The sequence below is a fragment of the Shewanella decolorationis S12 genome (genome assembly GCF_000485795.1).
GTDB classification, from domain to species: domain Bacteria; phylum Pseudomonadota; class Gammaproteobacteria; order Enterobacterales; family Shewanellaceae; genus Shewanella; species Shewanella decolorationis.
Genome location: NZ_AXZL01000038.1, coordinates 32,560 through 49,847, shown reverse-complemented (window position 1 = coordinate 49,847; position 17,288 = coordinate 32,560). Strand labels below are relative to the sequence as shown.

At 40.7% G+C, this 17,288-nt stretch carries 12 protein-coding genes, 2 tRNA genes and 1 pseudogene; 3 read left to right on the top strand and 12 right to left on the bottom strand.

The window, feature by feature from the left end; translation table 11 throughout:
- Window positions 1-198: 198 nt before the first annotated feature.
- The 5 genes and pseudogenes from SHD_RS01945 to SHD_RS22210 all read right to left on the bottom strand — a co-directional run.
- Window positions 199-2,205 carry a cation:proton antiporter gene (locus SHD_RS01945; RefSeq protein ID WP_039977161.1) on the bottom strand — a complete coding sequence of 669 codons (2,007 nt, stop codon included), beginning with the start codon at window positions 2,203-2,205 and terminating at the stop codon, window positions 199-201.
- A gap of 269 nt (window positions 2,206-2,474) precedes the next feature.
- Entirely contained in the window at window positions 2,475-3,587 is a 1,113-nt protein-coding gene (locus SHD_RS01940) for an HDOD domain-containing protein (RefSeq protein ID WP_023265608.1), read from the bottom strand.
- Between the two features lie 9 nt (window positions 3,588-3,596).
- A complete protein-coding gene (locus SHD_RS01935; RefSeq protein WP_023265607.1) occupies window positions 3,597-5,573 on the bottom strand; it encodes an EAL domain-containing response regulator in 1,977 nt (658 codons plus the stop codon).
- Between the two features lie 8 nt (window positions 5,574-5,581).
- The gene (locus SHD_RS01930; RefSeq protein ID WP_235056920.1) at window positions 5,582-5,989 is read right to left on the bottom strand and encodes a response regulator; all 408 of its coding nucleotides are present in this window, start codon (window positions 5,987-5,989) and stop codon (window positions 5,582-5,584) included.
- A gap of 21 nt (window positions 5,990-6,010) precedes the next feature.
- Window positions 6,011-6,160 (bottom strand): annotated as a pseudogene (locus SHD_RS22210) (helix-turn-helix domain-containing protein); the annotation flags it as partial.
- A gap of 92 nt (window positions 6,161-6,252) precedes the next feature.
- Between SHD_RS22210 and SHD_RS01925 the strand changes: the two are divergent.
- From SHD_RS01925 to SHD_RS01915, 3 genes are all read left to right on the top strand, one after another.
- Window positions 6,253-7,578 carry an HD domain-containing phosphohydrolase gene (locus SHD_RS01925; RefSeq protein WP_023265605.1) on the top strand — a complete coding sequence of 442 codons (1,326 nt, stop codon included), beginning with the start codon at window positions 6,253-6,255 and terminating at the stop codon, window positions 7,576-7,578.
- 291 nt (window positions 7,579-7,869) lie between these two features.
- Entirely contained in the window at window positions 7,870-9,243 is a 1,374-nt protein-coding gene (locus SHD_RS01920; RefSeq protein ID WP_152526550.1) for a sensor histidine kinase, read from the top strand.
- Complete coding sequence (locus tag SHD_RS01915) at window positions 9,227-12,301, top strand: ATP-binding protein (RefSeq protein WP_023265603.1); 3,075 nt, start codon at window positions 9,227-9,229, stop codon at window positions 12,299-12,301. The genes SHD_RS01920 and SHD_RS01915 overlap by 17 nt, the downstream gene beginning before the upstream one ends.
- 6 nt (window positions 12,302-12,307) lie before the next feature.
- Here the strand turns inward: SHD_RS01915 and SHD_RS01910 are convergent, their stop codons facing one another.
- The 7 genes from SHD_RS01910 to SHD_RS01885 form a co-directional block, all read right to left on the bottom strand.
- Window positions 12,308-13,597, bottom strand: a complete 1,290-nt coding sequence (locus tag SHD_RS01910) for a sensor histidine kinase (RefSeq protein ID WP_023265602.1) — start codon at window positions 13,595-13,597, stop codon at window positions 12,308-12,310.
- A gap of 2 nt (window positions 13,598-13,599) precedes the next feature.
- Entirely contained in the window at window positions 13,600-14,172 is a 573-nt protein-coding gene (locus SHD_RS01905; protein ID WP_023265601.1) for a chemotaxis protein CheX, read from the bottom strand.
- On the bottom strand, window positions 14,169-14,534 hold the full coding sequence (locus tag SHD_RS01900; protein ID WP_023265600.1) for a response regulator: 366 nt from the start codon (window positions 14,532-14,534) through the stop codon (window positions 14,169-14,171). The genes SHD_RS01905 and SHD_RS01900 overlap by 4 nt, the downstream gene beginning before the upstream one ends.
- A 384-nt stretch (window positions 14,535-14,918) precedes the next feature.
- The gene (locus SHD_RS22205) at window positions 14,919-15,104 is read right to left on the bottom strand and encodes a hypothetical protein (protein WP_084294812.1); all 186 of its coding nucleotides are present in this window, start codon (window positions 15,102-15,104) and stop codon (window positions 14,919-14,921) included.
- A gap of 265 nt (window positions 15,105-15,369) precedes the next feature.
- A tRNA-Asp gene (locus SHD_RS01895) sits at window positions 15,370-15,446 on the bottom strand.
- 56 nt (window positions 15,447-15,502) lie between these two features.
- Window positions 15,503-15,579: transfer RNA gene (locus SHD_RS01890), tRNA-Asp, on the bottom strand.
- A 164-nt stretch (window positions 15,580-15,743) separates the two neighbouring features.
- Entirely contained in the window at window positions 15,744-17,279 is a 1,536-nt protein-coding gene (locus SHD_RS01885) for a TIGR03503 family protein (RefSeq protein WP_023265599.1), read from the bottom strand.
- Window positions 17,280-17,288: the final 9 nt, after the last annotated feature.

Here is a 17,288-nt window from a genome sequence, read left to right as displayed (position 1 = left end):
GGGAATAATCGCGTTGAGTTCGTTTAATTGTTGAAGTCATTACACTCTCCAAAATGAGTTTGAAAAGTGTCAACGCTATTTAGGACTGGTCACTAATTAGACAAAAGGCACTACCTGTGTAGTGCCTTTTTTATTTTCTCACTTAACAGGCTTATCTCTTCGCAATTGCCAAGCTCTTCTTAGCCTTGACCTTGTCCATTATCCCTTCGCCAAGGTTTCATCCGAGGTATTGATGTTATCTTGTGCTTCAACCTCGGGTTGTGATGGCTCTTCATCCTTAGTTTTCGCTTGCTGCTCAAGTCGTTGACGCTCAGCTTCTTCCTCGGCCTTGGCTTTCGCTAGGGCCGCTTCTTCCGCCGCTTTTGCCTGTGCAGCTATCGCCTCTTGCTCAGCAATCGCCTGTTGGATTTTCGCTTCTTCAAGCGCTTCAACGGGCAATAGGCTGATTAACTCTATACCATTGGGGAATTGGGTATCATTGCCTGACACAATCACGACTTTGCCTTCTTTGGTCAAATACACTAACGGCAATGCGGTTTCGCCATAACGTTTGCGGAAATGCTCAAAGGTGAAGTTTTCAGTTAAGTTAGTGACTTTAAGCTGCGCCCCTTTCGCCATTTGACTAGCAATTTTGGCGTAGGACACCGCATCACCAAACAAACATAGCCGCTGTTTATAGGATTCGGACAATTGGTGGCGCGCACTGCCCTGCTCGGCATTGTTAAGGCCAAAGACCTTTTTAGAACCTAGCACATCTTGAAAATAAAAGGTCACCAGCGGGTTTAACTGCTTATAAGGCGACATGATCAGCACTCGGCCAATCCCGGTTAAATCCATATAGGTTTCAGCATGTTCTGAGGCAGGATTACCAAAATAGACCTGAATATTGTCCATCCGCGCGAGGCGAATGTTATCCCAGTTGCTGTCGGCCAGCAGCACTTTGATATCTTTGGCCTTCAAGATTTTTGCTAGTTCGCGGGAGAACTTGGAGGCGCCGAAAATTAATAATCCTTGCGCCGACCCCGAGGTCACCCCAAGGTATTTCGCCCAGCGGCCCGCGGTTAAACTTTGGATAACCACTGTGCCGATAATAATTAAAAACACCAAGGGTACAATGGCATCGGCGCCCTGCACATTATTCGCCTCTAACTTAATGGCGAATAAGGAAGATACGGCCGCCGCCACAATCCCCCGCGGCGCAATCCAACATAGGAACCACTTATCGGCCTTTGAGAGTGACGTCCCAATGCCTGATACCCAAATACTGAGTGGCCGTGCAACTAGCATAGTCACAGCGAGCACACCTATCCCGCCCCAACCTAAATCCATCATGGCATTCGAGTCGAGTCTGGCGGCTAACAGAATAAATAAGGCGGAGATCAAAAGAACTGTCAATGTCTCTTTAAATTCGAGGATTTCAGCAATATCTACACCGCGCATATTCGCCAGCCAAATCCCCATCACAGTCACTGTGAGTAATCCGGACTCTTCCTGCAATAGGTTGGAGCCGACAAAAATCCCCAGCATTAGGGTTAATACTGCGGTATTTCGTAAATAATGCGGCAATAAATTGCGGCGGATCACTTGGCCAATTAAGTAACCTGACGCTGCGCCTAAACCTAAGCCAAGCGTGAGCATAGAACCTAGTGCATAAAGTACATGGCTGGTTTGATCGCCAGATACAGTAATGTATTCAAACACTAATACCGCCAGCAGCGCACCAATGGGATCAATCACAATCCCTTCCCAGCGTAAAATACTCGCCAGTTGCGACTTAGGCCGCACGCTGCGCAGCATAGGTACAATCACGGTCGGGCCCGTAACCACCACGAGGGCGCCAAATAACAGTGCGACCTCCCAGCTAAAATCTAGCAAGTAAAAGGTTGCGACACTGATGCAGCCCCAGGTGATCACCATGCCAATGCTCACTAAGTGAGTCACCATGCGACCATGATCTTTTATCTCCTTAAAATTGAGGGTCAATGCGCCCTCAAACAGGATCACGGCAACACCGAGTGAAATGATAGGAAACAGCAAATCCCCGAAGATTTCATCGGGATTGAGTACCCCAAATGCAGGGCCTAACAGCAAACCACAGAGTAATAAGGGTAAAATTGCAGGTAACCTAAGCTTCCAACCAACCCATTGACAAAATAACGAAAGCACCCCAATCAGTGCTAACATCCCAGTGATTTTTTCAACCATAAAACTTCCTTTCGTTGGCATGGAGTGGTGAATATTAACCAAGCTAACACGCTTTTTTCATACTGAAAAATGAACTATTGGTGATAACCATAGCAGCTAATAATGCGTGCTTTTACAAAAAATTTCGTATCTAGGTGATACGCTCAAACGATAGACAAATTGTTAATGGTAGTGATCTTAGACACACGGCAACATAGCCATGTTGCTAATGGCTGGATAACGAGAGGGTTTAAGGCTGTCACTTTAACATCTAGTATTCTTAACCTTGGCTAAAGAGCGGCAAGTTTTTGCTTTATTTGCTCATCGGGCAGTTTTTGCAATATTTCTTCGGGGATCTTGCCATGAAATTTTGTCGCATAGTTTGCTAAACAAAGTAATAAAGCAAGATTATGTTCTGAATCAGTCAGCTCAGGTTCTGCACTCGATAAAATGATATCGCACAGAGACTCACTATAACCCCATAGTGTTAATAGGTAGGCAGAAATAGCGACAATTAATTTTCTCGCAGGCCAGTCACCGACTTGTGACGCAAATAAACTCTGCCATGTTCGCGATGATACGATCAACTCCCCTATTGCCGACATTAACGCAGCAATAAATAGCTCTTCTTGAAGACCTTTATGCAAACTCAATTTGCTGGCAATTTTTTGTGCGTTTAGCGCCAACTGATAGGCATGTTCATTAATATTTACTTGGGTTGCTTTATCTATGATAGAGGTTGCCGATTGTTCTACTGCAATTGAAGTTATGATCGCACAGGTTAAATCTACCCCTAAGCGTTTAATGGCTTCTTCAATTGAGAGCGTCGTTCGGCTAAAGCCGAGAAAAGCTGAATTTGCCAACTGCAAAAGTTTGGCAGTGATTAAAGGTTCGTGAGCAACAAGATCCACAATATCAGCCGCTTGTGACTGTTCATCTTTAAGCACTTTTCTGACTTGCTGCACGATATCCGGCAATGGAAGCAATAACGCACTCGCTCCTAACATCGCCCTAACATCATTGGTAAAGGGGAGTTTATGTGTTCTCTCAACACAAGTTAAAAGTTGCACTATATCCTGTTCATTAAACGGCTTGCTCAACACAAAATGAGCCGCTTTACCCGCTTTACACACCACTTCCTCGGTTGTGTCTCCTGTCAGCAGTGCTCTAATCGCGCCAGGATAATGCGTTGATGCCTCTAAAAGTACTGCATCTCCGTTGATTTCGGGCATTAAGTAATCACAAACAATCAGATCGAGCTTAATATGTTGAGGGATTGATTTGGCCCAATTTACCCCATCTTCCTCAACCCAAAACTGCCATTCAGGTCTCAACCGCTTCGCAAGCCTTAACAGCGCTCTAAGCATAAAACTGTCGTCATCAACAAAGAGTACATTGAACATGGTTCTCTCCTAAGGCATTGTCGCAGAAAGGCTTTCAAAGGAGGTCAATAGCGCTAAATAGTCCTCTTCCAATTGAGGTTTCGAAATGCAATAACCTTGGATAACATCGCAACCTAAATACTTCACGATATTAAGTTGGTCCAAAGTCTCAATCCCTTCTACAACAACTTTCATATTAAGATCGTGCGCTAATCTAACCACATTAGCGACTAAGCTTTCAGTATTCAAATTACTTTCAATATCTAATATCAGTGATCGATCAATTTTCAGCACATTGATAGGTAACTTACTCAAATAGCTTAATGAGGAGTAACCCGTACCAAAGTCATCAATCGCGATACTTATCCCTAATTCGGCAATAGCATTGAGCGTAATTGCACAATCATCAAGATTATTAAGTAAAAATGTTTCGGTTAATTCAAATTCAAGGAGTGTGGGCTCAACACCAGTAAGCTGAATATGATGCTTAATCCAATGGATAAAATCAGGTTCCATTAGCTGACGACCTGAAATATTTATCGCCATTTTGCCAAATTGAACCCCCTGACTATGCCATTTAGCAGCGGTGATAAATGCCGTTTTGAGAACCCAGTAACCAATATCGACCATTTGGCCATGTTGCTCGGCCAGCGGAATAAACAACGAAGGTGAAACCATACCAAAATCTGGATGTGACCACCGAATTAGTGCTTCGCAACCGGACAGGGCATATTCAGCAACATCAAATTTTGCTTGAAAATTTAAGAATAACTGTCCTTGCTCTACGGCATGAAACAATGCTTGATTGAGCGAGATCTGGTGTTTTTTCCGTTCAACAGCTTGCTTATCGTAACGCATAAACATACGCACTGCGTCTTCAGCAATCATCATATTGCCGAGTAATAAATTATTCAGAACGGTTCTAGGATCATCGCCATCATCCGGAATAAGACAGTAGCTTACAGCATAATCGAGCTGAGATAACATCACATCGGCTTGGCCAGTGACAGGGTCGATAATGGCTGCGGCCTTTTGTAACGCATTCATTTCAGACGCAACATCAGGTAAACAAAGAACAAATTGCTCATTCGCAAGTAAGGCGAGTTGCCCACTCTCGCCCATGGTATTGCGTAACTGTAATGCAATACGTTCAATGGTTCGCTGTGCTTCGGAATAACCAATCATGCGGCTCCAAAGCTCAAAACTTCTGATCTTAATGACCACAAGGACCATTGGGCGACTGGCGTTAAGATATTGACCTATTAACGAGACAAGCTGTTGATAATTAATCAAAGAGGGAAGCTCAAATACTGCATTAAGGAGCTCACCATCGGTCACTGGATGGAAACTCAACACCACACCTGAGGGCCCCGCTAAACGGCAGGTGACTTCTAGCTCTGTGTGGTTTAATAAACGCATCGACATACTCTGCCCAATTGACAGTGCTTGCCCATGCAACCTTGAACGGTCACTTTCAACCCAAAAGTCATCCAATAAACGCCCTTCAACAAAGGTTTCGCCTAACAGCTTTCTTGCGGCGATATTGGCCTGACTAATCAATGAAGGATAAGATATTTCAACTAAAGCATCAGAACTTGCTAACAGCATTTTTTGTGATTGGCGTTGAAACAAACACTTAGCATAGTGAGTAAAAGCATTTTCAACTTCATCAAGTAGCTCATCATCTTCCCAAGGTTTCTGTAAAAAGCGATAGGCACTTCCTGCATTAAGTAAGGACTTTACAGACTCAAAATCAGAGTAACCACTGAGCACTAGCGCAACGATATCTGGGTATAAACGCTTAATTTTAGAGAGTAACTGCCCGCCATCCATATAGGGCATTCGAAAATCGGTCAGCACGACTTTGCAGTCGAAAGAGAGCAAAGCGTTAAGAGCTTCTTCTCCACTCTGGGCAGTCTTTACGGTATAGCCAGAACGAGTCAACAGGCGGCTAAGAGCCTTAATAATCCCTACATCGTCATCCACTAGCAATAAAGACTTATCCATTGTAACCCCTAACTTAATAGCATATTTACCCTATTTAACAGATCTTTATTATCAAAAGGTTTTGCAATTGCATCATCGGCACCTAATCGAATTGATTCAACAAGCTCAGTCGATGAAAGCCCTGACAATACTAAGATTTTAAGTGTTGCCAAATCTTGTCGCTGCCGAATAAATTGAATGACTTCAAAACCATCTAATCCAGGTAAAGACAGATCGAGCAGAATTAAGTCTGGCTTCTCGGCAATAATCTTAACCCCAGCCTGAAACCCATCCTGTGCAAATAAAATTGTATAAGGCGTTGATTGAAGAGCTCGCTTCAGCGCATTACGCATCGACAACTCATCATCAATAATAAGGATAGACTTTTTGGCAGCCGACAACTCTTTATTATTTGAAGCTAAAAATGCTTCTGGCATAGGCATCTTCTGTTGATGCAGAAAGTTGATAAAGTCCTCAACTAAGACCCGATAATTTCCACGCCCGGGTAACTTATGGCCTTTCAGTTGACCATTAGCAATCCAGCGACTCACAGTACGTTGATGCACATCACAATATTGGGCGATATCACTTGGCTTGAGCGTTTTCATGCAGGTGTGTCTATGTTTAATCTTGCTTAGTTAACACTTATAGCATAATTTTAATCTATAAGACAAATAGGACAAATGTGATAGGTGACTTGATGACAACCCCATCTGATAGCACTCTCCCGCTGATTCTGTGTGTGGACGATGAAGCGAGTATTTTAAAATCGCTACAACGGCTTTTTATCTCAAAAGACGTGCAATTATTGCTTGCAGAAAGCGGTGCCAAAGCGCTGGAATTAATGCAGAACCACAGAGTCAATGTCATTATTACCGATATGCGTATGCCTAACATGACCGGCGCGGAGTTTCTCGCAAAAGCGGCCGTTATCCAACCCGATGCCTATCGGATCCTTATGACAGGTTATGCGGATCTTGCCTCCACTGTCTCAGCTATCAACCTCGGAAAAATTCATCGATACGTACAAAAGCCTTGGGATAATCAGGAGTTGCTAACAGTCGTTGAAGAAGGTTTAGCACTTTACCATTTACTACGCCAAAACAAACAGTTAACAGCAAAAGTCGCTGCACAAAACAAGCAGTTGAAAGAACTTAATAGCTCCTTAGAAGAAACCGTACAAAAAAGAACTGAACAACTGAAACAAACGCTATTAAAATTTAAAAACTTAGCGAGCGAAAGGCAAAAAGACGAAGCCGCAACCTTAGAAGTGCTTTATAACATTATTGTTAGCTACCCCCCCCTCAGTGGTGAACTCGCGCGTAAAATTAGCGCAACCTGTGAATATCTAGCAAACGCGTTAAAAATACCCTCCGACCAAGTGAACACTATTACCAAAGCAGGTTTATTTTCCGAGATTGGTAAAATTGCCCTGCCTCCTAAAATCGCAGAAACCGCTTATACCGATCTCCACAATCGTGAACGTCGTATGTTCAATGAACATCCTCTGCACGCTGAAGAGATATTACTCCCTGCTCTGCATTTAAGTGAAATGTCACTTATCATTGCAAACCAATTAGAACGATTTAATGGCGGTGGTGAGCCTGCACAAAAAGCCGGGGCCGATATCCCTCTTGGATCAAGAATATTGGCCATCGCTAGGGATTTTTGGTTACATGTAGAAGGTCGTTACGATGGTAACAAAATGACAATGACCGAAGCCTTCGACGCAATTCAGCTCCATCAGGGCAGTTATTACGATCCGGCTATTGTCAAAGCATTGTCGGTATTAGTGGCCTCCGAAGAAGTCGATATTGCCAATAAAGCGCGCCGAGGTTTGGAAGTCAGTGCGCTCAAACCAGGGATGAAATTGAAACAAAATCTCTACAACCTTAAGCATATTCTTCTCTTACCTCAGGAACACGTACTTACCCAAGCCTCTCTCGATAAATTGTGGAAATATCAGCTAAAACACAAGGAACAACTGCTGGTAGAGGTCGAAACCACGCCAGATGAAAAACGCTGAGAAATCTAAGAATGAGGCAGCAAACATACTAAGCAAACTCTTAAAGTCGCCTACAATTAAGTTATCGAATCGATTGCTTGCTCGGGTTGCATTGCTGACTAAACGACTAAGACCCCTTTTGCTTTAATCGCCAATAAGTTAGCAAAATTTTAAAACACTCATTCCTGTCTATAAGGTTACATCTGCGGATAACGACTAGTATGAGTGAGATGCTAAGGACTCAGCGCAGACATACTAGTGTTAGAGTGTTCGATAGAATTAAACAAAGTAGCTTAAAACATGGGCAGGCAGATGAGTAATAAAAACCAACAAGAAGTATTGCTAAACCAATTAAAAGCTGAAAATCAGAAGCTGCAAGAGTTTAAAAAACTGAACAATTTAATGTTAAAAACGATGCAAGCATTTACTGAAAATATTGACCAATCGGTGCCATTTAGCTCACTTTTCAGCTTAATCGCCCAAGAGGTCAACCCAGACATCCAGCTAATTATTACCTGCAATCAACAAGGCGATGGTGTTTATGTTGTAGCAAGTACGAATACGGAACTAGAAGGTAAAGATTTTATCTTAAAAAATACTGAAGTAAATGCGAAAAACATATTCGACAAATCAGCAGTCTTTAATAGTCAAGTCAAATCAGCTTGGCCAAGTATACTACAGGAGTTTTCAGCACTCGCCTCCTCGGCAATCATTCAACCAGTAAAAATCACGAACCGTTGCTATGCAATAGTTTTACTAATGAATAATGCTAAAGGGTTTAGTGCAGAAGCAAGTTCGGTGATATCAAATTACAGCAGTTTCATTGCTAGCATACTTACATTAATGGAATATCGACATGTCTCGAAAGAGAGAGATAACCTATTTGCTCAACAAAAACGCATGGAAACGAGCATGGCACGTCAGGGAAAACTAGCTGCTATTGGTCAACTTGCAGCTGGTGTCGCCCATGAGCTAAACAATCCATTGGGATTTATTTATAGCAATTTGAATACTTTTAAACTTTATATAGAAGATATAGAAACTTTTATTAGTAACGCGTGCAAAAAATCATCTGACACGGATAATCTATATAACAAAAGTAATTTACAATTTATCATTGATGACAGTAAAGAATTACTTAGCGAAAGCTTAGAGGGCGCAAGGCGAGCGCGAGACATTATCAAGAATCTTCGAAATTTCTCACACCCTGATGAGACTACAATCTCCAAAGTGAACATTTTAAAACTTGTTGAAGATGCCATCAAAATAGCAAATACACAATTTAAAAAACAAACTAAAATTTTAATCAAGAGTGAAAACCAAGATTTTTGGATAGAAGGAAATATCACACAACTCTGCCAAGTTATTTTAAACTTGATAAGTAATGCTCACCATTCCATTAATCATTCGAATGGATTGATAGAAATAAATATAATAAGAACAGCATCGTGGATCAATATTGAAGTTATAGATAATGGTAATGGGATTGATAAAGCAGATATTCCCCATCTATTTGAGCCATTTTTTACAACAAAGGAAATAGGACAAGGCACAGGATTAGGGCTACCGATCTCTCGAGCGATAGTTGAACAGCATAATGGTTGTCTTGCCCTTGACTATACGGGCTCAAAGGGGACTAAATTCATTATCAGTTTACCGGAGTATACTAATGCTAGCAGTAATTAAAAACCATAACAAGCCTATAAAAAAACATAGGTTGTTGTTTTTACTATATTGCATTACTATTGGTTTACTCGCTAATTTATCAGTAGTATCCTTTCCAATTGCAGTACCATTTAATGTAGGAAATGTTGCAATATTAGTTATTCTTGCTCGATTAGGCCCTATTTGGGCATTGATCTGTTTTTTATTTGTGACATATCCATTGCCCTACGACATCACAATCACTAGTAGCATTTTACAAGTAATACTTTTCTATCTCTATAATAAATTTGAAAAAATCAACTTATTAACTGCATCGTTAATCTATTTCATTTCTATAGCAATTTTAAACCGATTAATGCTACCAGAGGCCATAACTGATAAGTATTTTTTCCTTTTAATCTTTACAACCTTAGCGACTGCATTATTTGCCTGGAGTATAAAAGCTGCAAACCTACTTTTGGCGCTTTATGTAAATGCTCAGCAACTTAGAAAACAGTCTCTACAACATCAATTATCCTATAGAGTTGGATTATACACAGCCATTCCTGCCACACTATTAATTACATTGGGATTAAATGGTATTTCCAGCTTGCACTTAGTTAAACAAATAGCAATTTTTCAAGACGAAGTATCAATACTGAACAAAGAAATAGAAGCAAAGCTTAAAAATTATGTAGATAAAATTGAAACGATAACTAATTTAACAGATATACAGTTGACTAAAAACACACTCAAACAGTTAGTTGAACAATCACCTGAATTCATATCAGCTTTAGTCACGGATAAAAATGGACTAGTAAGAGAGTTTTACAAAGCTAACTTAAATGAAAATAGACTGAATAATGAGAGCGTTGCTGATAGACCTTACTTTTATCAAGTCAAGAAATCTAACACATCTTTTCTCAGCGACACCTTTATGGGGCGTGCATTAGGAGAAGATCAGCTATTCGCCGTGAGCACACCAATTAAAATAGACAATCAATTTAGCGGTGTTTTACAACTTGCAATAAAACTTGATTCACTATTAAAAGTTTTTAGCAATCGAAATGATAGCATATCACATCGGATTTTACTTGATAGCTCAGGTAAAAAAGTATGGGGAAGTAATATAAGCGGGGAAATAGGAAGCATATGGGTACGACCCAATCATAGCCTGCCAATGGAAAATAAGTTTTTAACCAATAGTTTATTTAACCCGCTAAAGCCTATCACTTTCAGTAAAGATGCTCATCATCTTATTATCAGTGAAGATGTATCGAACTCAGGTTGGTCATTGTATTTTTTTATTGATACTGATGATCTATTTTTAATATTTTCAATATATTTTTCACTTGCATTATTACTCATAACATTAATTCTCGAAATATCAATACAATTTTCTAAACGCTTTGTAAAGCACTACACCCAAGCGTTAGAACAACTGGTGGATTATACTCAGCAGTGGGATGGAAAAAGCTCAGTTAGAAAGAATTTAACGTTTACTCAATCTGCACTTGAAATTGATACCCTAGCACACAGTTTTGTAAATATGCAGCGAAGAGTTTCTGGCGCTCATCATGCTATAATATCGACGATGAATGAAGTCAGGCTTCTTAATGAAGAATTAGAAGAGCGTGTTGAAAATCGGACTAAAGAACTAGAACTTGAGCGCGATAAAGCAAATCATCTTGCTTCAATAAAAACACGCTTTCTTGCTAATATGAGCCATGAGATTCGCACACCCATTACTATAATAAAGGGATTTACAGAGCAAATATTGCCTAAAACAGATGGTGAAATTCATAGTGCGCTATGTAAGATAGAACAAAACACGACTCATTTACAAAGCATTATCAATGATATTTTAGATGCCGCTAAAATTGATGAAGGTAAAATGACTATTGCTGAGCAGTATATTGATATCATTCCACTTCTAGAAAGTATTTACGAGTCAATAGTCATGCTAGCAAGTAGCAAAATGCTCATCACTGAATCCGAAATTGATATCGGAGAAATTAGATATGTAATGACTGATCCCTACAGGCTTAAACAAATATTATTAAATTTTATAAGTAATGCCGTAAAATTTACACATCAGGGTAAAATTAAGCTTGTCGCAAATATCAATCAGTCAAATCAGCTATATATAGCAATAATCGATGAGGGTATTGGTATTTCTCAAGAACAAGCCTCTAATTTGTTTCAAGCCTTTACTCAAGCAGACTCAAGTACTAGCCGTGATTTTGGCGGCACAGGTTTAGGTCTATTTATTAGTAAACAATTAGCAGATGCCATGTCTATTACACTCGACATGCAAAGTGAACCAGGTGTTGGTTCTTGTTTCTCAGTCACAATACCGGAAAGCAAAGTAACCAATAACATCAACAGTGTTATTACACATAGTCACGAGGCGAGTTATGAAAAATATAACTGGGAAAACTTGCATATACTGATTGTTGATGATGTAAAAGATATTAGAGATTTGATTGCAATTTATCTTCAGGAAACAGGTATAAACTTGAGCTTTGCTGAAAATGGAAAACAAGCCGTTCAACTTGTAAAGCAACAATACTATGATTTAATTATTTTAGACCAACAAATGCCTATTATGGATGGTGTAACAGCGGCAAATGAGATTAAAAAATTTAATAAGAAAATCCCCTTACTACTACTAAGTGCAGATATACTGGATGTAGAATCTACTCTAGGTGCAGTATTTAAAGAGAAAATATCAAAACCATTTACTAAGGTTCAACTTTTAACCACATTAAGCAAATTGCTCAACCTAAAAGAACCTTCGGTTTTAAAAAATATTCTTTTAGAAGATGATTTAGTTATTGAATACTTAGAAACCTTGCCTAGTTTAATGAATAAATTAGAATCATTAATCGAGAATGGTGACAGTAATAATTTATCCCGCGAACTACATAAAATTAAAGGAACAAGTGCTTGTTTTGAACTGAAATCAATTTCGCAATCTGCTTTAAAGCTACAAAATCTATTAACTGAAAGAACACTATCAGTATCCGATTTGGAAGAACTATCCTTTGCCATAAAAAGTTATAGTGATAATACTAAAGATAGTATTAACTCAAAGTGATGCAAATTAAGATATGCTTTCGGGAGACAAAATGGGTAATATAACCGTAAATGAGGTGCCCTCTCCTAATACAGACGCAACTTTTATTTCACCTTTATGTTTTTGCACTATACTATAGGACAATGACAACCCCAATCCAGTACCTGTTCCCACGGGTTTTGTCGTGTAAAATGGTTCAAAAATTTTTCGCATATCTTGAGGTGCTATACCAGACCCAGTATCACTAATGACGATATAAAACTCAGCATCTGTCGCACTAACATCAATTTTTATTTCGCCCTTATCTTCAATAGCCTGAGCAGCATTCACAAGTAAATTAAGGAAAACCTGATTCAGCTGCATGGGCTGGCAATATAGTTCGGGCAAAATTTCCTGATAATTCCTCACAATTACAGCTTTGTACTTAATTTGGTTTGCTGCAATTTTTAACGTATTTTCAATACCTTCAATCACATTAGCATATTGCCAATCACTGCTATCGACATGAGAAAATGACTTAAGGCTTTTTACTATTACGGCAACGCGCTCTAATCCCTCAATGGATTCATTTATTAAATCGGGTAGATCTGAACTAATAAATTCAAACTGCTGACGTTTTAACATATCCTGCTCAAGTAAAAAATAAGGTGGAGAGCCAATTTTTTTTGTCAGTTTTTGATAAAAGGACAGCAGCTTCAGCAGCTTATTATTATAGTCCTGCAGGCTTTGTAAGTTGGAGTTAACAAAACCGATAGGATTATTTATCTCATGAGCAACTCCAGCAGCGAGTTGCCCTATAGCTGCCATTTTTTCTGATTGCAGCAATTGATTTTGGGCTGTTTCTAATTTTCTATTGAGTAAACTAAGCGAAGCATGCTCATGCTCTAATTGCTCAGAAAGGCTCTTTTGGGCTTGATAATAGCTCGCTAACTCAGTGACATCTTGTACAATTAAGCAAACGGTTTTAACTTGATTATCTTCAATATCAAGTGGGAAAAACTCAATATTTTGATACATTGCAGTTTCTTCACCCGTAATAGGTCTGCTACTGCTAAAATCAAATACATGGGGCCTATGTTCCCAATAGGAAAAGCTTGCATTATTCAATACAAACACACTGTTAATTTTTTTTTGAAGAAATTTAGCAGCCTGAGGAAATAACGTGAGTAAGTTTTTTTCTTGTTTATCTCCTGCTACAGAAGATAAACGATCACTAAAAAAATCATTCCAATAAACAATATTGTAAAGCTCATCAACCACACAGATCCCTAAGGGCAAACGTGAAGCAAGTTTCTGTAACAGTTGAGAATTACTCATAATTACTCCAGCAATAGCTGCAGTTTGGCTAAAAGTGTTTGAACCGAATTTTCTTCCAAACAAATCACAATCTTCGAGTCAAATTGACTTACTTCTACTTTAAACTCTACTTCCATCATTAAAGTACTAGCCCAGCGATAATGGTAATGCTGATTTGAAGCGCTATACATTGTCGGCATACTTAGCTTTGCGTTCAATGCTAACTGTTCCGCAAATCCCGTTAAACAAGCCCCTGCTAAAATATTCGCAAGCTCTAGCAACAGTTCATTTAAGCTATCTTGAGTTAGGGGAAGCTCGTAATCCATAAGTTGACCAATTGCATCACACCCCTGCTTGGATAATGTAGCAATTACCTCACCTTTAATCGTGCCCAAAAAAGATTGTCGCGTGTACCATACTGTCTCATCAGACAACATAGTGCAGAATTGCTCAGGGGTAACATCGCTAATTTTGGGAATTGATAAAGTGATTTTCGCTCCAATTAATCGAGCAAGAGAGTTAGCAGCCTGCCCCATAGAGATATTCATCAACTCCTGCAAGGCATCTCGCTGTTCTTCTGATAGCAACATGTTCATATGAGCCCCACATCAAAAAGCGCTTCTCTTAGCTGTGCAGGCTGCAATGGTTTTTGCAAAAATCGAAAGGCACCTAGGGAGTCTACTAATGATTTTGCTTCTGGCTGAATATCCGCACTGATAACAATCACGATAGTTTTTGATTGTTGTTCATGGAGATACTTTAAAACCCCAAATCCATCAAGCTCAGGCATGGTGAGGTCGAGGAATAACACCTCAGCTTTGCCTGAATTTGCAGCTTCTAGGGCCTCTTTACCATTACATGCTTCCGTGATTTCAACGTCCCAATCCTCAGGCAGAGCACGCCTAACGGCTTTTCGGGACATTAACGAATCATCCGCAATTGTGACTGGAATAGGCATAGCATCACCTCAACAATGTCTCATTTGTCTTATATTAGTCGTTATTCGCGATGCGTCAACATTGAGCCAGAAGAATAAAAAATGATGCCCTTATCATAGAATGAACATTGGTTAGAAATGTTCGGATGAGAATAACCTCCTATACTTGTGTCGTAACGAAATGTGACCTAGGTAAATTGCTTACTTTTAACAGAGCCAGCACTCACGGACGCATGATCATATGGTCAACGGCTTTTGTTAAAACTATTAAAATCGAGTGTCAACTACACATTAATACTTTTCACTACTTAGCTAACCACTGTGAGAGCGGAGGATAAACCGAACCTTGTTTTGAATGCACTCAAGCAATTATTAAGCATTTATGTCACGTACAAAGTAGAAATCTCAATAAACTGATGATGCTGTCAACCGATGAAGAATATGACCCCTGTTAAAAGTGAGTCTTATACCAATCCTATTAAATATCTGTTCATTCAGCGGTAGTTCAACGCGCTTTAGACAAGGCGAAGGCTTGAATGCATAGTCGTGCTCTGTCGGAAGCCTTAAACACAGTATAAAGCGCGTTGCCATACAGTGAACATCAGTCGCCCTTTGGGAGCCATACAGGCATCCCACTCCCGCGTCACATTGACTTAAAAGGGAATAACCATTCCTGCGTCAATACGCCTTGGATTGAGATGCCTGTGAGGCTCTGAAGTGATTAGATATTTAATGTGATTGGTATTAGTCACGAAATGGTCACATTTTGGTCACGGTCACGAAGAAAGAAATGAGATAGGAACTGATGGAAAATCAAAAAGCCCATGCTAATTAATAGCATGGGCTTCATGAATGTTGGCGGAGCGGACGGGACTCGAACCCGCGACCCCCGGCGTGACAGGCCGGTATTCTAACCAACTGAACTACCGCTCCAAACTTTTTATCATAACGCTGTAACAGCACTATAATTTTAATTTCAACAACTTGACTGGCGGAGCGGACGGGACTCGAACCCGCGACCCCCGGCGTGACAGGCCGGTATTCTAACCAACTGAACTACCGCTCCACTCAAGTTGCGGTGAATAATACGGTTGAGTGTTCGTAGCGTCAACCGTTTTTTTCACCCAATTGCATCGTTTAGTTAAAATTTCGCCAAACTTAACAAAATCCCATGTTAAATGAACAAAATACCTTCAAATCAGGCTTCAAATCTTCAAGCTGTATGTCGCTTTATCTACGATTATCAGGCTCATCCGGCATGGTCAAATCAATTTCATCAAGCGATGGTGCTGCGGTCTTATTTTGTTCCGCTTCATCTAGAATTCTTTGTTCAGCAGCGGCAAGAGCCTGGGCTAAACTTTGTCGTTTGCGCCAAACGATGAGCCCCACAATGCCTAACAATAATAAAACAGCATTGACGGTAATGATCCAGAAGAGCGCATCCTGCTTAGCGAGTGCTTCTTCCTCTGCGGCCTTTTGGGCGGCTACAGCGGCTAATTCCTCTTCACTCGGTGGAGGTTCTGGCGGTTGTACTAAGTTAAAAAAGAGCTCAGGCAAATCCAGTATTATTTCACGCCCTGCGATTGTGGTGGTCGCCACTGTACCTTTAATGCGATAACTTCCAAATTCCGTGACTAGTGGTAATGGCAGTTCTGTACTGTCTTGCGTCAGCCCATGGAGGACAACCGGTAACTGCAAGCCCGCTGGTCCTACAAGTTCAAATGAAAAATGCGTTTCTGCAAGTTGTAACACACTGCTATCGGCGTGTAGCATTATTTTCCATTGACCCGTTAACGGGTCATCAGGCGTGATCACTTCGGCATGCACAGGCCGTGGTGATAAGGTGAAGGGAAAGGAAACTTGCCTCTCAAACACGTTATTACGGGCTTGTACCACAAAGTCGTACTCACCCCATGGCTGTTTCAGATTGATATCACTCGTAAAAGTGCCATCATCGGGCCTTTCATCAAACTTTTCGCCATTATCTTTGTATGAACCCACAATAATATCGCCAGCGGCAAAATTTTCATCGCCAGCACGATGTTTACTCACAAAATGGGCGGTCCACTCGACAAGATAATCGAGACCCGGCATGCGAACCCGCTCAGCATCCCCCATCAATTGGGCGACGACTTTAACCTCTTCACCTTGGAATAAGGGTTGCGGTAAGTGTTGCACTTCAATCTCAAGCTTTGATACACGCTTGATTTTCGAACCTTGCACAACTTTACCGACCAATTGCCAAGGTCCAGGCAACGGTGATTCGATATAAATTATATCTCCCGTTATCCCATCGACCCATTTTACGTTCTCAGGATGGCGATTGGCGTACCACTTACTTCCATCGGGCAGTACAATGACCACAGGCGCAGAACCATACTCCCGCTGGATCAACAGCGTCATGTTGCTGACCATATGATCAACCCGAAAGCGATTCTTAAGCTCAGAGGCGGTGTCAACGGGCACTGCTTTTTCCGTCAAAAGCTTAGGAGGCTTGCTAATGGTATTCGGTTTAGCATCAACGGGCTTTTGGGCACTCACGTTAACCTCAGCGGCCTTATCTACACTAGCTTTCGACCCATTGATTTTCGCATCGTTTGGAGTTGCATCAACGGGTTGCGCCTCATTCGTTTTTGAAGCCAAATTGGCGGGTGACGCTGTGGTCGCAGCCGGCTCAGTATCGGCGGCAAGCAAAGCAGTGCTCAAGCAGAGGCCGCCGAGCACAAATGTGGTATTCAGTAAGGATTTTCGCAGCGACATCGTCATAGGCAATAA